The following is a 20,633-nucleotide window of genomic DNA, read 5'->3' as shown; positions in this document are numbered from 1 at the left end:
CGGCAGGAGGGGACCGCGATGTTGTCGACAGGACTGCCGCCGGGGGCGGTGCCCAAGCTCGAGCGGCCCGGCCCGCTGCGCGACCGCGTCTACGAGGCGCTGCTCGAACTCATCACGACCCGCGCCCTCCAGCCGGGCCAGCACCTGGTCGAGAGCGAGCTCGCCGGGCATCTCGGCGTCTCCCGGCAGCCGGTCCGCGAGGCGCTCCAGCGGCTGAACACGGAGGGGTGGGTCGATCTTCGGCCCGCCCAGGGCGCCTTCGTGCACGAGCCGACCAAGGAGGAGGCCGACCAGCTCCTCACGGTCCGTACGCTGCTGGAGGCCGAGGCCGCCCGGCTCGCCGCCGCCAACGCGGGCACCGCCGGCATCACCGCACTCGAGGAACTGTGTGCCGAGGGCGAGCGCGCGGTCGCCGCCGACGACGTGGACCGCGCGGTCGCGATGAACGCCCGCTTCCACGCGAAGGTCATGGAGCTCGCGGGCAACACGGTCCTCGCCGAGCTGGCCGCCCAGGTCGACCGCCGGGTCCGCTGGTACTACACCCCGGTCGCCCGGCAGCGCGGCCACCAGTCCTGGATCGAGCACCGCGACCTCATCGCGGCCATCGCCGCCCGTGACGAACCCCGCGCCACCCAGGTCATGCGCGCCCACACGGAACACACGCGCAAGACGTACCACGAGCGCGAACTGTCCTGACCCCGCTGTCGACCGACCGGAGCCGCCCGCCGTCGCCGTGTGGGGCGCCGCGCCGCGGTCTACGCCGGGGGCACGATGCGGTACCCGAGGCGGAGGACGAGCTTGAGGGTCTCCACGGCGAGCTCCCGGTCGTACTCCTTCTCCGGCTCCGGCAGCTCCGGATAGGGGACGAGGAGGGGATGGGTCAGCGCGGTGTCGCTGCGCTCCGCACCGGGACGCCAGCCTTCCGCGAAGCGGCGCCGTGCCCAGCGGGCATGCGCGTTCTCCGCCAGTTCCTCGACGAGCGCCAGCAGGCCCGCGTCGAGTTCGATCCCACTGGTGTCGAGGGGAGCGGGCGTCCAGCCGTTCTCTGCCATGCCTCACGATCCGGAGTAGTCGGAGGTGATCTGACCGGTGAAGAAGCCGTCCATGTGCTGGACGATCAGGGCGACCCGCTCGGCCTCGGTCAGGTCGGAGATGTCGGCGCCCTGCTCGGGAATCAGTTCCTCGGAACTGCCGTCGAGGAAATAGGGAATGATGGTCAGCCGCCCCTCGTCGCTGAGCCGACGGGCGGTCGCCAATTCGCGGCGGCACCACTCACTGCGCCAATAGGCCTGACTTACCAGCGGGACGAACACCTTGCTCGCCGCGAGCTGCTGCTCCAGCCGGTCCTGCCATTTCGAGCCGCGCGGGATCGTGTTGTTGTACACGTAGTGGAAGAAGGTGAAGTTCTGGAGCTTGAGGGCACGTCCGACCTCGCGTGACAGCGCGTCGTCCGGTCCCGCCGTGCTGAGGAAAATCTTGCCGTCGGCGCGGCCGGTGCTGCGGATGTAGCCGATCCCCTCGTCGAGGTTGCGGAACTGCTGCCGGGGCAGGTCGAACCGCTCCAGCTGCTGTTCCAGCCGGGCGGCGAACTCACCGGGGTTGTTCCACCACAGCACGGGATCCTGCTCGAAGGTGGCGTGGCGCAGGGTCTCGCCCACGACCAGGTCCGGGACCCGGGGCCGCAGACCGTTCGCGGGGTCGTGGTGGATCACGTTCAGGGTCGGGATGGACCGGCCGAGAAGCAGGTGGAAGAGCCGGTCGAGAGGCTCATGGTCACTGATGTCGATGACGACGAAGTCGAGCGGGTCGAGCTGGAGGGGGATCTCCGCCGGATCCGTGAAATCGACCTTCACCTCTTTGACGGCGTACCCGAACTTCGCCAGGGTCTGCGTGATCAGGGGCTTCGCCGCCCGGTAGGCGGGAGTGTCGGGTACCGCGAGCCCCACCTCGCCGACGAGTTGATCGCCCGCAGAGGAGTAACCTCGCGCCTTGAGGGCGAGCTGCCGGATCGGCTGTTCGAAGCCGTCGTACGTGTCCAGCTCGTCCCGGTCGAAGACGAACCGCTCCTGGACGTTCGGGAAGTGATAACCGGGGACGCCCTTCTCGACGAAGACCAGCAGGGGTTTGATCGCCCGGGCCGCCAGCACCCGGGCCGCCAGCCCATACTCGTAGACGATGAACGGCGAACACTTGTAGGCGGGCTGATCCCTGCGCAGGGTGACCACGCCGACGAAGCAGGCACTGCGCCGCATCATCATCTCCAGATGACAGGTCGACAGCGCGCCGGCGGACTTCGGGTCGACCGTGAATCCGAATCCGTGCGCCTCGAAGGCGCGCCAGAAGAACTCGTTCACATCGCGGTCTTCCCGCCGATAGCTGTGGCTGAAGTAAGTGGGAATCCGCCGTGCCGCGACCATGACCGCTCTTCACTTCCCCGTGGACTCGTTGCGCGGGCTCGCGAGCTGAACCCAGGTGCCCATTTCCCGCTGTTCGATCCGCGACACACTCGCGGCGAGGTTCCTGTCCCGGGTGCTCTCGTCGTCGTACGGCCTGGAGCCGGTCAGATACAGCCGACGTTCCGCCTCGACGGCCTCACGGGCTTGGCTGAAGCGAAGATAGTCGTCCTGCCAGTGGAAGGTGGAGCGCAGCCCGGTGATGACCACGACCAGGCCGCCCAGCACCGCGGGCAACCGCGCGTTCCCCGGCACCATGACCGCCGACACCGGAATGGCCGCGGAGAGGACCAGCTGCAGGACATCGGTCAGCCGGAAGTACCTGCGGGCCTTGATGGCGGCGGCCCGGTACCACTCATAGGACCCGTTGGCGATGCCCAGGGCATAGCCGGGGTCCGGGAACTCCTCGCGCGAGGTCTCCGGCACCATGCGCTCCCCCCAGCACTTGACGACCACGCGGACGTGACGACCACTCCTGTCCGCAGGCACAGCGTAGCCGCGCGGTCACCTGGCTGAATCCCGCTCGGCCCAACGCGCCTCGACCGCCAGCATCATCACCAACAGTGCCACCAGAAAAAGGAGTTGGGCGAGCGCCGACAGATGGGTGCCGAGGAACGCGGTCGCCAGGGCGATCGGTACGGTCGTGGCCCGGTAGGTCAGCGGTGTCAGCCGCAACACCGCACGGAACGCCACGTCCCCGGCGAGGAACAGCGCCACCCCGCCCGCGACCGCGACGGCGGGACCGGTGTGCAGCTGTTCCGTGAGGTGCCCCAGCGACTTCTTCACGCCCGCGGCGAGATAGGCGATGCCGAGCAGCATGGGCAGGAAGGCGTAGTAGTACGCGTTCATCGCGAGCCGCCAGCGGCGGTCCTGCGGGGTCGCGGCGAACACGGCCTCCGCGCGGTCCTCGTCGCGCACGAAATACGTCCACCACAGTGTGCTCGCCAACGCGAGGGCCAGGAAGGCCCCGCCGAACACATTGGCCGTGAACGGCAGATCGCCGATGCCGATGCCGATCGCGATGACGGACTCGCCGAACGCGACGATCAGCAGCAGCCCGTGCCGTTCCACGAAATGCGCCGGGTCGAGGCCGCCCAACTGAGCGCGCAGAAAGGCGGCTTCGCGTCCGTCCCGGCGGCGCGGACCGTGCTCGGCCAGGAACGGCGTGACGAACTGCAGCACCAGCGCGAGCAGCCACAGCCCGTCCGCGGCGAGTCCGTCGAAGAGGCCCGCGGCCGTCACCGACAGCGCGGCGAGGGAGTTCGGCACCGCGTACCAGATGACGTCCCGGCCGTGGCTGCGCGTGTAGAGCGTGCTGTGCACGAGGACGACGGCCAGGAAGCCGAGGCCGAAGACGACCCCGCCGTCGTCGAAGGCGCGCGGGATCGCCAGCGCGCAGACCAGGAAGGACGCCATGCCCAGCATCAGCAGGATGCGGCGTGAGGGGCGGTCGGGCGGCACCTGGTTGGTGAGGTACGCGTAGGCGCCGTACATCCAGAACAGCACGACGAAGATCAGTGCGACGCGTCCCGCCGTGGCGAACGACAGGTCGGCGGTCAGCATCACGGTGAGCTGGGTGAGCGTGAAGACGAATACCAGGTCGAAGAAGAGTTCCAGGGTGCTGACTCTGCGCCCCGGCTCCGCCACCGGCACGGGATGTGTTCCGTCCACGGCCTGCCGATGTGGTTCGTCGGCTGTCGGCCGATGTGCTACGTCCGCTGCCGCGGGTCTTGGCCCGTCCGCTGCCGTGTTCATGTGGGTCCCCCTGACGCGATCGGTGAGGAGATCGTATGCGGCCTCCCCGCCGCCGCTCCCGGATCTCGCTTTGTCCACTCAGTGGAGAAAGTTGACGGCAATCTCTGTGCAACTTCTTCCCACTCCCGGCAGCCGCTGCTACGTTCCCATCGAAAGCAAGCCACGGTGATGTGGCCAAAACCCGTTGGACACTGGCCGATTGAGGCGGGGAGGGGCTCGTGAGACGCATGACGGCACGACCCGCGAACGCGCACCAGGCGCGACTGCTGCGCCTGCTGCGTGACGGCGGCCCCAACTCCCGTGCCCAGCTGGGCGATCAGGTCGACCTCTCCCGGTCGAAGCTGGCCGTCGAGGTGGAACGGCTCCTGGAGACCGGACTTGTGGTCGCCGACGGCCTCGCCGCATCCCGAGGCGGCCGCCGCTCCCACAACATCCGGCTCGCCCCTGCGCTGCGCTTCCTCGGCATCGACATCGGGGCCACCTCGATCGACGTGGCCGTCACCAACGCCGAGCTGGAGGTCCTGGGCCACATCAACCAGCCCATGGACGTCCGCGAGGGACCGGTCGCCGTCTTCGAGCAAGTCCTCGCCATGGCGGCCAAGTTGAGGTCATCGGGGCTCGCGGAGGGATTCGACGGCGCCGGGATCGGCGTTCCGGGTCCGGTCCGCTTCCCCGAGGGCGTTCCGGTCGCACCGCCGATCATGCCCGGCTGGGACGGCTTCCCGGTCCGCGAGGCGCTCAGCCAGGACCTGGGCTGCCCCGTCATGGTCGACAACGACGTGAACCTGATGGCCATGGGGGAACAGCACGCGGGCGTCGCACGCTCCGTGGGCGACTTCCTCTGCGTCAAGATCGGCACCGGTATCGGCTGCGGCATCGTCGTCGGCGGTGAGGTCTACCGCGGTACGACGGGCAGCGCCGGCGACATAGGGCACATCCAGGCCGTACCCGACGGGCGTCCGTGCGCCTGCGGCAACAGGGGCTGCCTGGAGGCCCACTTCAGCGGGGCCGCGCTCGCCCGGGACGCCACAGAGGCCGCCCAGCAGGGGCTTTCGGCGGAGCTTGCCGCACGGCTGGAGGCGGCGGGCACGCTGAGCGCCGTCGACGTCGCCGCCGCGGCCGCCGCGGGCGACGCCACCGCCCTCGCGCTGATCCGCGAGGGCGGCAACCGCACGGGGCAGGTCATCGCCGGCCTCGTCTCGTTCTTCAACCCGGGCCTGGTGGTGATCGGCGGCGGCGTCACCGGCCTCGGCCACACGCTGCTCGCCGCGATCCGCACCCAGGTGTACCGCCAGTCACTGCCGCTGGCGACCGGCAACCTGCCCATCGTGCTGGGGGAGTTGGGACCGACCGCCGGGGTCATCGGCGCGGCCCGGCTCATCAGCGACCACTTGTTCTCGCCCGCGTAACCCTGCCAGAGCCGCACGAAACACCCCTGCCAGAGCCGCACCAAAAGTCACCTCACCAAGTCCGCTCACCAAAGTCCGCTCACCAAAGCCACCCCACCAAAGCCACCCCACCAAGCCACCCCACCTGTACAGCGCCCTGCTCTGCCCTGCCCGAAAACGCCCGCTCCGCGGACGCACCGCCCTGAAACCGGCCCGCACGCCCGCCAAGGGGAACCGTCATGGCACCAGAACCACCGCTGCTCACCATGTCCGGCATCACCAAGTCGTTCCCCGGAGTCCGGGCCCTCGACGGCGTCGACCTCGACGTCCAGGGCGGCGAGGTGCACTGTCTGCTCGGCCAGAACGGGGCCGGAAAGTCCACCCTCATCAAGGTCCTGGCCGGCGCCCACCAGCCCGACGGCGGCACCATCGGCTGGCGCGGCGAACCCGTCACGCTCCGCTCCCCGATCGCCGCCATGCGCCTCGGTATCGCCACCATCTACCAGGAACTGGACCTGGTGGAGGGCCTGTCGGTGGCCGAGAACGTCCACCTCGGCCATGAACCCACCGCCGCCGGTTTCGTCGTACGGGGAAAGGCGGCCAAGGCGTCAACGACGCAGCTGCTACGCCGACTCGGCCATCCGGAGATCGACCCGGCGCGCCTCGTCGGTGAGCTGTCGGCCGCCCAGCAGCAGATCGTCTCCATGGCGCGGGCACTCTCCCACGACGTACGCCTCATCGTCATGGACGAGCCGTCCGCAGCCCTCGACCCCGACGAGGTCGACAACCTCTTCCGTATCGTCGGCGACCTCACCGCGGACGGTGTCGCCGTCGTCTACATCTCGCACCGGCTGGAGGAGATCCGCCGCATCGGCGACCGGGTGACCGTACTGAAGGACGGCCGCGCGGTCGCGGGCGGACTGCCCGCGAAGTCCACCCCGACCCGCGAGGTGGTGGCGCTGATGACGGGCCGCAACGTCGAGTACGTCTTCCCGCAACGGCCCACGAGACCGCCTACGTCCGAGCCGGCACTCAGAGTCCAAGGACTCGCACGGTCAGGCGAGTTCGAGCCCCTCGACCTCGAACTGCGCCCCGGTGAGATCGTCGGCCTGGCCGGGCTCGTCGGCTCCGGGCGCTCCGAGATCCTGGAGACGATCTACGGGGCCCGCAAGTCGACGGCCGGTCAAGTCACCGTCGGCGGGCGAGTGTTGCGGCCAGGAAGCGTACGTGCCGCCGTCCGCGCCGGGCTCGGACTCGCCCCCGAGGAGCGTAAGGCGCAGGGCCTGCTGATGCTGGAATCCGTCACCCGCAATGTGTCCGTGTCCTCCATGTCCCGCTTCTCGCGCGGGGGTTGGATCGACCGGAGCGCCGAGCGAGGCGCCGCCCGCGCCGCGACACGTGAGCTGTCGCTGCGCCCCGACAACCCGTCCGTCCCGATCCGGACGCTGTCCGGCGGCAACCAGCAGAAGGCCGTCCTGGCCCGCTGGCTGCTGCGCGGCTGCCGCGTCCTGCTCCTCGACGAACCCACTCGCGGTGTCGACGTCGGTGCCCGCGCCGAGCTGTACGCGGTCATCCGCCGCCTCGCCGACGAGGGCCTCGCCGTGCTGCTCGTGTCGAGCGAGGTGCCCGAGGTGCTGGGACTCGCCGACCGCGTGCTGGTGCTCAGGGAGGGCCGCGTCGTGTACACGGCGCCCGCCCAGGAGCTCGACGAACACCGCGTACTCGACCTCGTCATGGAAGGAAGCCCGGCGTCATGACGCAGCCCGTGTCCCCGCCCCGGGGCAGCACCGACAAGGTGCCGCCGATGGGCGAACTCCCCGCGTGGCGGACCCTCGCCGCCCGCGCCGACGTCCGCACCCTCTCGCTCCTCGGAGTGCTCGTCGCCCTGGTCGTCATCGGCGGCATCACCAAGCCCGACGAGTTCCTCGACACCCGCAACCTCCAGCTCGTCCTCACCCAGGCCTCGGTGATCGGCGTCGTCACCGTCGGCATGACCTTCGTCATCACCTCCGGCGGCATCGACCTGTCGGTCGGCGCGATCGTCGCGCTGTCCTCGGTGTGGGCCACGACGGTCGCCACCCAGGAGTACGGCTTCGCGGGCATCCTCTTCACCGCGGTGCTCGTCGGCGTGGGCTGCGGCCTGGTCAACGGCCTGCTCATCGCGTACGGCGGGATGGTCCCGTTCATCGCGACGCTCGCCATGCTCGCCTCGGCCCGCGGTCTCGCCCTCCAGATCACCGACGGCAAGACCCAGATCGTCACCATCGACGGGATCCTGAAGCTCGGCGAACGCGACTCGTACATCCTCGGCATCCCGCCGCTGGTACTGGTCTTCGCCGTCGTCACGATCATCGGCTGGCTGATTCTCAACCGGACCACCTTCGGCCGCCGAACGGTCGCCGTCGGCGGCAACGCGGAGGCGGCCCGGCTCGCCGGCATCGACGTACGGCGCCAGCGGCTGTACCTCTACCTGCTCTCCGGACTGTGCTGCGGCATCGCCGCCTTCCTGCTGATCATCCTGTCCGGCTCCGGCCAGAACACCAACGGCAACCTGTACGAACTCGACGCCATCGCCGCCGCGATCATCGGCGGGACCCTGCTCAGCGGGGGCCGCGGCACCATCACCGGCTCGGTGCTCGGTGTCCTGATCTTCACCACGATCACCAACATCTTCGCGCTGAACAACCTGCAGAGCGACGTCCAGCAGATCGCCAAGGGCGCGATCATCGTCGCCGCGGTCCTGGTCCAGCGGCGTACGGCAGCAGCCAGCACCTGACACGGGAAGGGCCCACCGCCATGCCAGAATCCACGCGCTCCACCAGCTTCACGAGCCGCAGAGGACTCCTCTTCGGGACCGCCGCCGCCTCGGCCGGCGCCCTCCTGGTCGGGTGCACCAGCAACGACACCAAGGACGAGAATACGGCCGCGGACACCCGGCCGGCCGCCGACGACAAGCCCGGCAAGCACATCACCATCGGGTTCGCGGGCCCGCAGGCCGACCACGGCTGGCTCAACGCGATCAACGACAACGCCAAGAGCCGCGCCAAGAAGTACTCGGACGTGACGCTGGAGATCACCGAGGGCTCCAACGACACGGCCGCGCAGATCGGCCAGATCGAGACACTGATCAACAAGAAGGTAGACGTCCTCGTGGTACTGCCCGCCGACGGCAAGGCGCTCACCCAGGTCGGCCTGAAGGCGATGCGCGCGGGCATTCCGGTCGTCAACCTCGACCGGATCTTCAACACCCCGCAGGCGTACCGCTGTTGGATCGGCGGCGACAACTACGGGATGGGCCTCAGCGCCGGCCACTACATAGGCGAGAAGCTGAAGGACAAGCAGGACGCCAAGGTGATCGAGCTCGCCGGGCTCGACAACCTGGAACTCACCAAGCAGCGCACCCAGGGCTTCGACGCGGCCCTGAAGAACTACCCCAACATCAAGAAGGCCGCCCGTCAGGCCGCCGACTTCACCGTCGAGTCCGGTCAGGCCAAGATGGCCCAACTCCTGCAGGCCCAGCCGAAGTTCGATGCCCTGTGGAACCACGACGACGACCAGGGCGTGGGCGCCCTGCGCGCCATCGAGCAGGCCGGGCGCGAGGACTTCCTGATGGTCGGCGGCGCGGGCGCGCTCTCCGCCTTCCAGGCCATCCAGGCCGACAACAGCGTCCTGAAGGCCACCGTCCTCTACCCGCCGACCATGGCGGCCTCCGCGATCGACCTCGCTCGCGCGCTCGGCCAGGGCAAGGGGATCGGAGGGCTCGCCGAGTTCGAGATCCCGGTCTCGCTCACGCTCTACTCGGCCGTCGTCGACAAGGACAACGTCGGCCAGTACATGGCCACCGGCTTCAGGTGATCCGCCCCGCTCACACCCCCCACAGCGTCACGACGACGAGGAGGACATCCGTATGGGACAGCCGCACCAGGGCGAGGCAGCCGGGGTGGAGGCGGGGTTCGTTGCCGGGCCCGGGGCCGAAGCGGGGCTCGCTTCCGGGCCCGGGGCAGAGGCGGCCGGGGTGAACGCGGGCAAGCCGACGCTCGGCGTGGGCATGGTCGGTTACGCCTTCATGGGCGCCGCCCACTCCCAGGGCTGGCGCACCGTGGGCCGCGTCTTCGACCTGCCGCGCAGCCCGGTCCTCGCCGCCGTCTGCGGCCGGGACGCGAGCGCGGTGCGGGCCATGGCCGACCGGCACGGCTGGGCGGCGTCCGAGACCGACTGGCGGGCCCTGATCGCCCGGGACGACGTCGACCTCGTCGACATCTGCACCCCCGGCGACAGCCATGCCGAGATCGCCCTCGCCGCCCTGGCCGCCGGCAAACACGTACTGTGCGAGAAGCCCCTCGCGAACACGGTCGAGGAGGCGGAGGCGATGACGGAGGCCGCCGAGGCAGCCTTCGCCCGCGGTCAGGTGTCCATGGTCGGCTTCAACTACCGCCGGGTGCCCGCGACTTCACTCGCCCGGAGGATGGTCGCCGAGGGGCGGCTCGGAGCCCTGCGACATGTGCGGGTGACGTACCTTCAGGACTGGTTGGTGGACCCGGAGTTCCCGCTCACCTGGCGACTGCGCAAGGAGCTCGCGGGATCGGGGGCGCTCGGCGACCTCGGGGCCCACATCGTCGACCTCGCCCAGTACCTGGCGGGCGAGCCGGTCGTCGGGGTCTCCGCGCTCACCGAGACGTTCGTACGGGAGCGCCCGCTGCCCGGCGGAGTGTCGAGCGGACTGTCCGCCGTATCGGAGGCGAGCCCGCGGGCGGGGGGCGTCGGCACGGTCACCGTCGACGACGCCGCCCTGTTCACCGGCCGCTTCGCCTCCGGCGCCCTCGCCTCTTTCGAGGCATCCCGCTTCGCGACCGGGCGCAAGAACTCCCTGCGCATCGAACTCAACGGCGAGCGCGGCTCGCTCGCCTTCGACCTGGAACGGCTCAACGAACTCTCGTACCACGACCACACCGAGCCCGGCACGCACGCGGGCTTCCGCCGGATCCTCGTCACCGAGCCCGACCACCCCTACCTGGACGCCTGGTGGCCGCCGGGCCACGGCCTCGGCTATGAGCACACCTTCACCCACCAGGCCCGCGACCTGGTGCGGGCCATCGCCGCGGGCAGACGCCCCGAACCGTCCTTCGCCGACGGGCTGCGCGTACAGCGCGTACTCGCGGCGGTGGAGGAGAGCGCCGAGAAGAACTCCGTCTACACACCCATCGCGGTCTGAGGAGGCCCCGGACATGCCGCGCACCTTCACACTCTTCACCGGCCAGTGGGCCGACCTGCCCCTCGAAGAGGTCTGCCGTCTCGCCCGGGACTTCGGCTACGACGGCCTCGAACTCGCCTGCTGGGGCGACCACTTCGAGGTCGACAAGGCGCTCGCGGACCCCTCGTACATCGACTCCCGACACGCGCTTCTCGACAAGTACGGCCTCAAGTGCTGGGCCATCTCCAACCACCTGGTCGGCCAGGCCGTCTGCGACGCCATCATCGACGAGCGGCACCAGGCGATCCTGCCCGCCCGGATCTGGGGTGACGGCGAACCCGAGGGCGTACGGCAGCGGGCCGCCGCCGAGATCGCCGACACCGCGCGCGCCGCGGCGGCCTTCGGCGTCGACACCGTCGTCGGCTTCACCGGCTCGGCGATCTGGCACCTGGTCGCGATGTTCCCGCCCGCCCCCGAGTCGATGATCGCGCGCGGCTACGAGGACTTCGCGACGCGCTGGAACCCCATCCTGGACGTCTTCGACGCGCAGGGCGTGCGGTTCGCGCACGAGGTGCACCCGAGCGAGATCGCCTACGACTACTGGACAACACAGCTCGCGCTCAAGGCAGTCGACCACCGGCCGGCGTTCGGGCTGAACTTCGACCCCTCGCACTTCGTCTGGCAGGACCTGGACCCGGTCGGCTTCCTCTACGACTTCCGCGACCGCATCTACCACGTCGACTGCAAGGAAGCCCGCAAGCGGCTCGACGGCCGCAATGGCCGTCTCGGCTCGCACCTGCCCTGGGGCGATCCCCGGCGCGGCTGGGACTTCGTGTCGGCCGGGCACGGCGACGTTCCCTGGGAGGACGTCTTCCGGATGCTCCGCTCCATCGACTACACGGGCCCCATCTCGGTCGAGTGGGAGGACGCCGGCATGGACCGGCTCCAGGGCGCACCCGAGGCCCTGACCCGTCTCAAGGCGTACGACTTCGAACCGCCGTCGGCATCCTTCGACGCGGCGTTCGGCGGCAACGACTGACTTCTCCTGTGTCTCCGGGGTGACGGCGCACCCCGGCGCAAGCACCCGCTCGTACAACCAGCCCCTTTCTGGAGGCATTCGTGCACGGGAAAGACCGCGCCACCCGCACCGACAGAACCGAGACCCACAGACGACGCCCCGCACTCCGCCGAGCGCTCGCCCTGCTGAGCGGCGCGCTGCTCGCGGCCGCCTCGCTCACCCTCACCGCACCTCCGGCCGGCGCAGCCGTCGCCGACCCGGGGAACACGGCAGCGGCCGAGGACTTCCAGCAGGTCACCCTCGCCAAGGGCGAGCCCGAGGTCGGCGAGCCCATGTCGCTCGCCGTGCTCCCCGACCGCTCGGTCCTGCACACCTCGCGCGACGGCGAACTCCGCCTCACCGACGCGGCCGGAAACACCAGGCTCGCGGGCAAACTCGACGTCTACACGCACGACGAGGAAGGCCTGCAGGGCGTCGGCATAGACCCGGGCTTCGCCGACAACCGCTTCATCTACCTCTACTACGCGCCGCCCCTGAACACCCCGGCGGGCGACGCCCCCGAGACGGGCACGGCGGCCGACTTCGCACCCTTCGACGGCGTCAACCGTCTCTCCCGCTTCGTCCTCAAGACGGACGGCACCCTCGACACCGCCAGCGAGAAGAAGATCCTCGACGTCCAGGCCACCCGCGGCATCTGCTGCCACGTCGGCGGCGACATCGACTTCGACGCGGCGGGGAACCTGTACCTGTCGACCGGGGACGACTCCAACCCCTTCCAGTCCGACGGCTTCACGCCCATCGACGAGCGCCCCGACCGCAACCCGGTCTTCGACGCCCAGCGCTCGGCCGGCAACACCAACGACCTGCGCGGCAAGATCCTGCGCATCAAGGTCAACGCCGACGGCTCGTACTCCATCCCCGACGGCAACCTCTTCCCGCCCGGCACGGACAAGACGCGCCCCGAGATCTACGCGATGGGCTTCCGCAACCCGTTCCGCTTCAGCGTCGACAAGGCGACGGGCATCGTCTACGTCGGTGACTACGGCCCCGACGCGGGCGCGGCCGACCCGGCGCGCGGCCCCGGCGGCCAGGTCGAGTTCGCCCGCGTCACCGGCCCCGGCAACTTCGGCTGGCCGTACTGCACGGGCAAGAACGACGCCTACGTGGACTACGACTTCGCGACGAAGACCTCCGGCGCCGCCTTCGACTGCGACGCCCCGAAGAACACCTCCCCGCACAACACGGGACTGACGGACCTGCCCCCGGCCCAGCCCGCCTGGATCCCCTACGACGGCGCTTCCGTCCCGGAGTTCGGCAGCGGCTCGGAGTCCCCGATGGGCGGCCCGGTCTACCACTACGACGCCTCGCTCGACTCGCCCGTGAAGTTCCCGCAGGCGTACGACGGGAACTTCTTCGCCGGAGAGTTCGGCCGCCGCTGGATCAAGCGCATCGCGAGCGACTCCGCGGGCACGGTGCAGTCCATCAACTCCGTGCCATGGACCGGCACGCAGGTGATGGACATGGCGTTCGGACCGGACGGCGCCCTGTACGTCCTCGACTACGGCACCGCCTGGTTCGGCGGCGACGAGAACTCGGGCCTCTACCGCATCGAGAACGCCACCGACGGCCACTCGCCCGTCGCGCAGGCCGCGGCCGACCGCACCTCGGGGCAGGCATCGCTCAAGGTTCAGTTCTCCTCGGCCGGTTCGTCCGACGCGGACGGCGACGCCCTCACCTACAGCTGGGACTTCGGCGACGGCGGCACGTCGACGGCCGCGAACCCGTCCCACGCGTACAGGACGAACGGCACCTACACGGCGACGGTGACCGCCAAGGACGCGACCGGCCGCACCGGCAGCGCGAGCGTGCAGATCGTGGTCGGCAACACCGCACCCAAGGTCGTGATCGAACAACCGCGTGACGGCCAGCTGTTCAGCTTCGGTGACCCCGTGCCGTTCAAGGTGAAGGTCACCGACCCCGAGGACGGCCGCGCGATCGACTGCGCCAAGGTGAAGGTCACCTTCATCCTCGGCCACGACAGTCACGGACACCCGCTCACCTCGGCGAACGGCTGCTCCGGCACCCTCCAGACCAGTGCCGACGGCGGCCACGACCAGGACGCCAACATCTTCGGAGTCCTCGACGCCGAGTACACCGACGGCGGAGGCGGCGGCCAGGCCCCGCTGACCACCCACGACCAGAACGTGCTCCAGCCCAAGCACCGCCAGGCCGAGCACTACGGCAAGGCCTCCGGCATCACCGTCCAGTCGAAGACCACCGCGCACGGCGGCAAGACCGTCGGCGACATCGACAACGGCGACTGGATATCCTTCACGCCCTACTCCCTGAGCGACGCCAAGAAGATCACGGCACGCGTGTCCTCCGCCGGCGCGGGCGGCACCCTCGAGATCCGCGCGGGCTCTCCGACCGGCCGCACGCTGGGCCGGGCGACCGTACCGGTGACGGGCGGCTGGGACACCTTCCAGGACGTGAGCGCCGATCTCGCGCACGCCCCGCGCGGCACCACCACGCTCTACCTCGTCTTCAAGGGAAGCGGCACCGGAGCGCTCTACGACGTGGACGACTTCACCTTCACGACGAGCTGACGGGGGTGACGGCCATGCGCACATCGGTACGCATGCTGACGGTGGGTGCCGCTGCCGGCCTGCTCCTCGGCTGCGTGTCGGGACCGGCGGCGTCGAAGGGCGCGGACGGTGCCGACAGGAGTCGGGTCCTGGTCTTCTCGAAGACCGCGGGCTTCCGGCACGACTCGATCCCCGAGGGGATCGCGGCCGTACGGGAGCTCGGGGCCACGGGCGGCTTCGCGGTCGACGCCACGGAGGACGCAGGCGCCTTCACCGCACGCAACCTGGCGCGGTACGACGCCGTCGTGTTCCTCTCGACGACCGGTGACGTCCTCGACACCACCCAACAGTCCGCCTTCGAGCGGTACATCAAGCGGGGCGGCGGCTATGTGGGCATCCACGCGGCCGCCGACACCGAGTACGACTGGGCCTTCTACGGCGGCCTCGCGGGCGCGTACTTCCAGTCGCACCCCGCGATCCAGCCCGCGACGGTCACCGTCGAGGACCGCTCCCACCCGGCGACCTCGGGGCTCCCGAGATCCTGGGAGCGCACGGACGAGTGGTACAACTACCGCTCCGATCCGCGCGACCGGGCCCACGTCCTCGCCTCGCTCGACGAGTCCTCGTACACCGGCGGCACGATGAACGGCGACCATCCGATCGCCTGGTGCCAGGAGTACCGGGGCGGCCGCGCCTTCTACACCGGGGGCGGCCACACCAAGGAGTCGTACGCCGAACCCGCCTTCCGGCAGCACCTGCTGGGCGGCATCCGGTACGCCATCGGCGCCGCCCAGGCCGACTGCCGCCCGGAGAACGGCTACCGGCCGCTCTTCGACGGCACGACCGAGTCGCTGTCGGCGTGGAAACAGGCGGGTCCGGGTTCGTTCTCGCTGAGCGACGACGGCACGCTGACGTCGCACGGCGGCCTGGGGATGCTCTGGTACGCCGGTTCAGAGTTCGGCTCGTACTCGCTGAAGCTGGACTGGCGGGTGGCCGGGGACGACAACTCCGGAGTTTTCGTCGGGTTTCCGGAGTCCGAGGACCCCTGGTCGGCCGTCGACAACGGCTACGAGATCCAGATCGACGCGACCGACGTCCCCGATCGCACCACCGGGGCCGTGTACAGCTTCCAGTCCGCCGACCTGAAGAAGCGCGACCGTGCGCTGAACCCGCCGGGGGAGTGGAACACGTACGAGATCCGCGTGGAGGGCGAGCGCCTCCGCGTCTGGCTCAACGGCGTGAAGATCAACGATTTCACCAACACCGATCCGGTACGAAGCCTGCGCGACGGACACATCGGACTCCAGAACCACGGAGCCGACGACCAGGTGTCCTTCCGCGACGTCCGGATCAAGGAACTGCCCACGAAGGGCGACTGACCGGCGGCGGGCGGGGGACGCCGGACCCCCGCCCGCCGTCTCGCCCACCGCGCTGCTCTCTCCTCTCTCCTCATCTCCTGTGTGGCTGACATACGACAAGGAGGCTGCCCATGTCCCCCATGCCCGCGTCCCTTTCCGAACCTCGGGTGGGGGTGTGGCTGATCGGAGCCCGCGGCTCCGTCGCCACCACCGTCATCGCGGGCTGCGCGGCCCTCACCGCCGGCCTGCACCCCCCGACGGGCATGGTCACCGAGACATCCCTCTTCGCCGAGTGCGGCCTGCCCACCCTTTCCTCCCTCGTCTTCGGCGGCCACGACACCGTGGACTGCCCACTGCCGAAACGGGCCGAGGCCCTGGCCGCCGCCGGTGTACTGCCACCCGGCCTCCCCTCGGCGATCGCGGCCGAGCTGGAGGCCGCCGACGCGGAGATCCGCCCCGGCGGCCCCGCCCCCGGCGACACACGGGACGACTCCGAACTCGTCGACGCCTTCGCGGCCGACCTGCGCGACTTCGTACGACGACGGGGCCTGACCCGTGCGGTCGTGCTGAACGTGGCCTCCACCGAACCCGCACCCGTGGGCTCCGCCCTGCCTCCGAGCTCGCTGTACGCGGCGGCAGCGCTGGCGGCCGGCTGCCCCTACGTGAACTTCACCCCGTCCACCGGCCTGCACCACCCGGCGCTGGCCTCGACGGCACGCGCCGGCGGCCTCCCGTACGCCGGCCGCGACGGCAAGACGGGCCAGACCCTGCTGCGGTCGGTGCTCGGCCCGATGTTCGCGCAGCGCGCGCTGGCGGTCCGCGCCTGGTCCGGCACCAACCTGCTCGGCGGCGGCGACGGCGCCGCCCTCGCCGACCCGGCCGCCGCCGCGGCCAAGAACGCCGGCAAGGAACGGGTCCTCGCGGACACCCTGGGCGGGGCCCCGCAGGGCGAGGTGCACATCGACGACGTACCGGCCCTCGGCGACTGGAAGACCGCCTGGGACCACATCGCCTTCGACGGCTTCCTCGGCACCCGGATGATCCTCCAGACCACCTGGCAGGGCTGCGACTCCGCACTGGCGGCGCCCCTGGTCCTCGACCTCGCCCGCCTGGTGTCCCGCGCGCACGAGGCCGGACTCTCCGGCCCCCTGAGCGAACTCGGCTTCTACTTCAAGGACCCGGTGGGTGATGGGCCCGCGGCGCTGGGCGAGCAGTACGCGGCCCTGGCGGGGTTCGCGGGGCGGCTCCGCGCACTCCCCGGGGAGACCCGATGACGCCGCGCTCGCCCAGGCCGCACCGACCGACCACGACCAGCCCGCCGCAGAGCCCACGAGTGAGTAGGACGGCAGGGGCAGGGGCAGGGGCCAGTGCTTGGGCTTGGGCCGAACTCCTCCGCCTGCCCGCCCTGTTCACCGTCCCGGGCGACGCCCTCGCCGGCGCCGCCACCACCCGCACCCGCCCCAACCCCCGCACCCTGCTCGCCATCGCCTCCTCGCTCTGCCTGTACGAGGCGGGCATGGCCCTCAACGACTGGGCCGACCAGACCGAGGACGCCCTCGAACGCCCACATCGCCCGCTGCCCTCCGGACGCGTCCGACCGTCCGCGGCCCTAGCCGCCGCAGGCGCCCTCACGGCGACGGGCCTTGCCCTGGCAGCACGCGCCGGACGCCCCGCCCTCGCCGTCGCGGCCCCCCTCGCGGCCACCGTCTGGGCGTACGACCTCGCGCTCAAGCGAACCCCCGCCGGGCCGGCGGCGATGGCCACCGCGCGCGGCCTGGACCTGCTCCTCGGTGCGACGGCCACCGGCGGCAGCGCCCGCCCCGCCCTGCCCGCCGCCCTGACCCTGGCCACCCACACCCTCGCGGTGACCACGGTGTCCCGCGGTGAGACCCGGGGTGGTTCGCCGCTCGCGCCGCTGGCCGCGCTCGCCACGACGGGCACGCTCGCCTGGACATTGACGAGGACCCCGCAGGCCCCGGGCACGGTCCTCTCCCGGCATCCCGCCGCGGCCCCTTCCCGGCACCCCGCCGCGGACGCCTTGCGCACCGTCCTCGCCGCCGCCTTCGTCACCACCTCGGGCCGCCCCCTCCTCCACGCCACCCTCAACCCCTCACCCCCGCTCACCCAGCGAGCGGTCGGCGGCGGAATCCGCGCCATGATCCCCCTCCAGGCCGCCCTCGCGGCCCGCTCCGGCGCCCTCGCCTCCGCCCTTCTCACGGCCGCCCTCGCCCCGGCGGCCCGCAGATTCGCGAGGAAGGTGAGCGTCACATGACCCCGACACCGCACCGCACGAACCCCCGGCCCCACGCCGTGAACGCCCACCCCCTTCGCTTCGGCTACGGCACCAACGGTCTCGCCGACCTCCGTCTCGACGACGCCCTCGCCCTCCTCGCGGACCTCGGCTACGACGGCGTCGGCCTGACCCTCGACCACATGCACTTGGACCCCCTGGCCCCGGACGTCGCCGCTCGCACCCGGAAGGTGGCCCGCAGGCTGGACACCCTCGGACTCGGCGTCACCGTCGAAACCGGCGCCCGCTATGTCCTCGACCCGCGCCGCAAGCACGGCCCCTCGCTCCTTGACCCCGACCCGGCCGACCGGGCCCGCCGCGTCGACCTGCTCATCCGCGCCGTCCGGATCGCCGCCGACCTCGGCGCCCACGCCGTCCACTGCTTCAGCGGCGCACTCCGGGCCAACCCGGCCGGCTCGGCCAACCCAGCCGACACGGCCACCCCGGCTGCCACGGCCACCCCGGCTGCCACGGCCAACCCGGCTGCCACGGCCAACCCGGCTGCCACGGCCAACCCGGCTGCCACGGCCAACCCGGCTGCCACGGCCGGCACAGCCGAGGACACCGCCTGGAAGCGCCTCGCCGAGGCACTCACCCCCGTACTGGACGCGGCCACCCACGCCGGGATCCCGCTCGCCGTCGAACCCGAACCCGGCCATCTGCTCGCCACCCTCGCCGACTTCCACCACCTGCGCCGCATCCTCGGCGACCCGCCCGCCCTCGGCCTCACCCTCGACATCGGCCACTGCCAGTGCCTGGAACCCCTGTCTCCCGTCGACTGCGTCCGCGCCGCCGCCCCCTGGCTGCGGCACGTCCAGATCGAGGACATGCGCCGCGGCCACCACGAACACCTCCCGTTCGGGGACGGGGAGATCGACTTCCCGCCCGTACTCGAAGCCCTGGCCGCCACCGGCTACCAGGCGCTGACTGTCGTCGAACTGCCCCGCCACTCCCATGCGGGACCCCACTTCGCGGCACAGTCCCTCCCGTTCCTCCACCGCGCGGCCCGGGCGATCCCCGCAGGCGCCGAAGGGAGCACCCCGTGAACCACCACCCGCACGCACCCCACGGAAGCACGGCCAGCCACCCGGCCGAACCCGCCCTCGCCGCCCTGCACGCCCGCCTGAACGCCTCCCTCGCCCCGGCCGCCCGCGCCTGGCTGGACCAGGCCCTCGACGAGGCCGCCGACCATCCCGGCACCCACGGACCCATCTCCGTCTGGGAATTGCGCATCGCCGAGGCGGGCCGCCGCTGCGGCCCCGAGCACGCCGACGCCGCCCGCGTGCTTCTCCTGCACGCCGCCCGCGCCGACCCGGACGCACTCGCCCGCGTCTACCGGCAGGGCACGGCCGTCGAACGCCGGGCCGTCCTGCGCGCCCTGCCCCACCTCGTGCCCGGCCCCGACGCGCTGCCCCTCGTCGAGGACGCCCTGCGCACCAACGACACCCGGCTCGTCGCCGCCGCCCTCGGCCCGTACGCCGCCCGCCACCTGGACGCCCACACCTGGCGGCACGCCGTCCTCAAGTGCCTGTTCACCGGCGTGCCCGTGGACGTCGTGGCCGACCTGGCGCCGCGCGCCCACGCGGACGCCGAACTCGCCCGGATGCTCGGCGACTACGCGCGCGAACGCACCGCCGCGGACCGTCCCGTCCCCGAGGACCTGCACCGCGTGCTGGCCCTGACCGAGCCCACCGCCGCCCCAGCAGGCCCGTGCGGCGCCTCCCGCACATCCGGCAAGGAGTCCTGATGCGCATCTTCGACCCCCACATCCACATGACGTCACGGACCACCGACGACTACGAGGCCATGCACACCGCCGGAATCCGCGCCCTCGTCGAGCCCTCCTTCTGGCTCGGCCAGCCCCGCACCTCGGTCGCCTCCTTCCTCGACTACTTCGACTCCCTCCTCGGCTGGGAACCCTTCCGCGCCGCCCAGTACGGCATCGCCCACCACTGCGCGCTCGCCCTCAACCCCAAGGAGGCGAACGACCCCCGCTGCTTCCCCGTCCTCGACGAGCTGCCCCGCTATCTCGTCAAGGACCAGGTCGTGGCCGTGGGCGAGATCGGCTACGACTCGATGACCCCTACCGAGGACACCGCCCTAGCCGCCCAGCTGCAGCTCGCCGCCGACCACGGGCTCCCCGCGCTCGTCCACACTCCGCACCGCGACAAGCAGGCCGGCTTGCGCCGCACCCTCGACGTCGTCCGGGAGTCCGCGCTGACCGCGGACCGCGTCCTGGTCGACCACCTCAACGAGAACACCGTCAAGGAGGCCAAGGACAGCGGCTGCTGGCTGGGCTTCTCCGTCTATCCCGACACCAAGATGGACGAGGAACGCATGGTCGCCGTCCTGACGGAGTACGGCCCGGAGCGGGTGCTGGTCAACTCGGCCGCGGACTGGGGAAGAAGCGATCCCCTCAAGACCCGCCGCGTCGCCGACGCCCTGCTGGCCGCCGGTTTCACCGACGACGACGTCGACCGGGTGCTGTGGCGCAACCCCGTCGCCTTCTACGGCCTCAGCGGACGGTTGAACCTCGACGTCACCACCCCCGACGTCACCCACGAAGGCAACTCCATCCTGCGCGGCGGGGAGTGA

The 20,633-nt window shown here is 71.1% G+C and carries 18 protein-coding genes; 14 read left to right on the top strand and 4 right to left on the bottom strand.

Features of this window, described 5'->3' with window-relative positions; genetic code table 11:
* Window positions 1-18 precede the first annotated feature (18 nt).
* The gene (locus ABZ656_RS02375) at window positions 19-696 is read left to right on the top strand and encodes a GntR family transcriptional regulator (protein WP_360263706.1); all 678 of its coding nucleotides are present in this window, start codon (window positions 19-21) and stop codon (window positions 694-696) included.
* Between the two features lie 59 nt (window positions 697-755).
* Here the strand turns inward: ABZ656_RS02375 and ABZ656_RS02370 are convergent, their stop codons facing one another.
* The 4 genes from ABZ656_RS02370 to ABZ656_RS02355 all read right to left on the bottom strand — a co-directional run bounded on the left by ABZ656_RS02370 (window position 756) and on the right by ABZ656_RS02355 (window position 4,124).
* Window positions 756-1,052, bottom strand: coding sequence for a RyR domain-containing protein (locus ABZ656_RS02370; protein WP_101401895.1), 297 nt, complete (start codon window positions 1,050-1,052; stop codon window positions 756-758).
* Between the two features lie 3 nt (window positions 1,053-1,055).
* Window positions 1,056-2,417: a toll/interleukin-1 receptor domain-containing protein gene (locus ABZ656_RS02365; RefSeq protein WP_360263702.1), complete on the bottom strand. Its 1,362-nt coding sequence runs from the start codon at window positions 2,415-2,417 to the stop codon at window positions 1,056-1,058.
* Window positions 2,418-2,426: 9 nt separating this feature from the next.
* Window positions 2,427-2,882, bottom strand: a complete 456-nt coding sequence (locus tag ABZ656_RS02360) for a DUF4231 domain-containing protein (RefSeq protein WP_101403902.1) — start codon at window positions 2,880-2,882, stop codon at window positions 2,427-2,429.
* Window positions 2,883-2,957: 75 nt separating this feature from the next.
* The gene (locus ABZ656_RS02355; protein ID WP_360263699.1) at window positions 2,958-4,124 is read right to left on the bottom strand and encodes a low temperature requirement protein A; all 1,167 of its coding nucleotides are present in this window, start codon (window positions 4,122-4,124) and stop codon (window positions 2,958-2,960) included.
* Window positions 4,125-4,435: 311 nt separating this feature from the next.
* Here ABZ656_RS02355 and ABZ656_RS02350 point away from each other — a divergent pair, with 311 nt between their 5' ends.
* The 13 genes from ABZ656_RS02350 (at window position 4,436) to ABZ656_RS02290 (ending at window position 20,633) form a co-directional block, all read left to right on the top strand.
* Window positions 4,436-5,617 (top strand): ROK family transcriptional regulator, encoded by a 1,182-nt coding sequence (locus ABZ656_RS02350; RefSeq protein WP_101401898.1) that lies wholly within the window; start codon window positions 4,436-4,438, stop codon window positions 5,615-5,617.
* Between the two features lie 218 nt (window positions 5,618-5,835).
* Complete coding sequence (locus ABZ656_RS02345; RefSeq protein WP_360263696.1) at window positions 5,836-7,353, top strand: sugar ABC transporter ATP-binding protein; 1,518 nt, start codon at window positions 5,836-5,838, stop codon at window positions 7,351-7,353.
* Window positions 7,350-8,372: an ABC transporter permease gene (locus tag ABZ656_RS02340; protein ID WP_101401900.1), complete on the top strand. Its 1,023-nt coding sequence runs from the start codon at window positions 7,350-7,352 to the stop codon at window positions 8,370-8,372. Before ABZ656_RS02345 ends, ABZ656_RS02340 begins: the two co-directional genes overlap by 4 nt.
* A 20-nt stretch (window positions 8,373-8,392) precedes the next feature.
* Window positions 8,393-9,451: a substrate-binding domain-containing protein gene (locus ABZ656_RS02335; protein WP_101401901.1), complete on the top strand. Its 1,059-nt coding sequence runs from the start codon at window positions 8,393-8,395 to the stop codon at window positions 9,449-9,451.
* A 52-nt stretch (window positions 9,452-9,503) separates the two neighbouring features.
* The gene (locus tag ABZ656_RS02330) at window positions 9,504-10,808 is read left to right on the top strand and encodes a Gfo/Idh/MocA family oxidoreductase (RefSeq protein WP_360263693.1); all 1,305 of its coding nucleotides are present in this window, start codon (window positions 9,504-9,506) and stop codon (window positions 10,806-10,808) included.
* A 13-nt stretch (window positions 10,809-10,821) separates the two neighbouring features.
* Window positions 10,822-11,826 (top strand): sugar phosphate isomerase/epimerase family protein, encoded by a 1,005-nt coding sequence (locus ABZ656_RS02325; RefSeq protein ID WP_360263690.1) that lies wholly within the window; start codon window positions 10,822-10,824, stop codon window positions 11,824-11,826.
* 80 nt (window positions 11,827-11,906) lie between these two features.
* Window positions 11,907-14,411, top strand: a complete 2,505-nt coding sequence (locus ABZ656_RS02320) for a PQQ-dependent sugar dehydrogenase (RefSeq protein ID WP_360263687.1) — start codon at window positions 11,907-11,909, stop codon at window positions 14,409-14,411.
* A 14-nt stretch (window positions 14,412-14,425) separates the two neighbouring features.
* Window positions 14,426-15,769, top strand: a complete 1,344-nt coding sequence (locus ABZ656_RS02315; protein ID WP_360263684.1) for a ThuA domain-containing protein — start codon at window positions 14,426-14,428, stop codon at window positions 15,767-15,769.
* Window positions 15,770-15,888: 119 nt separating this feature from the next.
* Window positions 15,889-17,022, top strand: a complete 1,134-nt coding sequence (locus ABZ656_RS02310) for an inositol-3-phosphate synthase (RefSeq protein ID WP_180362378.1) — start codon at window positions 15,889-15,891, stop codon at window positions 17,020-17,022.
* A gap of 59 nt (window positions 17,023-17,081) precedes the next feature.
* A complete protein-coding gene (locus ABZ656_RS02305) occupies window positions 17,082-18,020 on the top strand; it encodes an SCO3242 family prenyltransferase (RefSeq protein ID WP_360263681.1) in 939 nt (312 codons plus the stop codon).
* Window positions 18,017-19,084 carry a sugar phosphate isomerase/epimerase family protein gene (locus tag ABZ656_RS02300; protein WP_360263678.1) on the top strand — a complete coding sequence of 356 codons (1,068 nt, stop codon included), beginning with the start codon at window positions 18,017-18,019 and terminating at the stop codon, window positions 19,082-19,084. Before ABZ656_RS02305 ends, ABZ656_RS02300 begins: the two co-directional genes overlap by 4 nt.
* Window positions 19,081-19,785, top strand: coding sequence for an EboA domain-containing protein (locus ABZ656_RS02295; RefSeq protein WP_180362175.1), 705 nt, complete (start codon window positions 19,081-19,083; stop codon window positions 19,783-19,785). The genes ABZ656_RS02300 and ABZ656_RS02295 overlap by 4 nt, the downstream gene beginning before the upstream one ends.
* Complete coding sequence (locus ABZ656_RS02290; protein ID WP_101401908.1) at window positions 19,785-20,633, top strand: TatD family hydrolase; 849 nt, start codon at window positions 19,785-19,787, stop codon at window positions 20,631-20,633. The genes ABZ656_RS02295 and ABZ656_RS02290 overlap by 1 nt, the downstream gene beginning before the upstream one ends.

Source organism: Streptomyces sp. NPDC007095, from assembly GCF_040634475.1.
Taxonomy (GTDB): Bacteria; Actinomycetota; Actinomycetes; order Streptomycetales; family Streptomycetaceae; genus Streptomyces.
This window is presented reverse-complemented; position numbering and strand designations above follow the sequence as displayed.

Coding starts and splice junctions, on each gene's coding strand:
- ABZ656_RS02375 (WP_360263706.1), top strand. CDS start 19: ATGTTGTCGACAGGACTGCCGCCGGGGGCGGTGCCCAAGCTCGAGCGG.
- ABZ656_RS02370 (WP_101401895.1), bottom strand. CDS start 1,052: ATGGCAGAGAACGGCTGGACGCCCGCTCCCCTCGACACCAGTGGGATC.
- ABZ656_RS02365 (WP_360263702.1), bottom strand. CDS start 2,417: ATGGTCGCGGCACGGCGGATTCCCACTTACTTCAGCCACAGCTATCGG.
- ABZ656_RS02360 (WP_101403902.1), bottom strand. CDS start 2,882: ATGGTGCCGGAGACCTCGCGCGAGGAGTTCCCGGACCCCGGCTATGCC.
- ABZ656_RS02350 (WP_101401898.1), top strand. CDS start 4,436: ATGACGGCACGACCCGCGAACGCGCACCAGGCGCGACTGCTGCGCCTG.
- ABZ656_RS02345 (WP_360263696.1), top strand. CDS start 5,836: ATGGCACCAGAACCACCGCTGCTCACCATGTCCGGCATCACCAAGTCG.
- ABZ656_RS02340 (WP_101401900.1), top strand. CDS start 7,350: ATGACGCAGCCCGTGTCCCCGCCCCGGGGCAGCACCGACAAGGTGCCG.
- ABZ656_RS02335 (WP_101401901.1), top strand. CDS start 8,393: ATGCCAGAATCCACGCGCTCCACCAGCTTCACGAGCCGCAGAGGACTC.
- ABZ656_RS02330 (WP_360263693.1), top strand. CDS start 9,504: ATGGGACAGCCGCACCAGGGCGAGGCAGCCGGGGTGGAGGCGGGGTTC.
- ABZ656_RS02325 (WP_360263690.1), top strand. CDS start 10,822: ATGCCGCGCACCTTCACACTCTTCACCGGCCAGTGGGCCGACCTGCCC.
- ABZ656_RS02315 (WP_360263684.1), top strand. CDS start 14,426: ATGCGCACATCGGTACGCATGCTGACGGTGGGTGCCGCTGCCGGCCTG.
- ABZ656_RS02310 (WP_180362378.1), top strand. CDS start 15,889: ATGCCCGCGTCCCTTTCCGAACCTCGGGTGGGGGTGTGGCTGATCGGA.
- ABZ656_RS02300 (WP_360263678.1), top strand. CDS start 18,017: ATGACCCCGACACCGCACCGCACGAACCCCCGGCCCCACGCCGTGAAC.
- ABZ656_RS02290 (WP_101401908.1), top strand. CDS start 19,785: ATGCGCATCTTCGACCCCCACATCCACATGACGTCACGGACCACCGAC.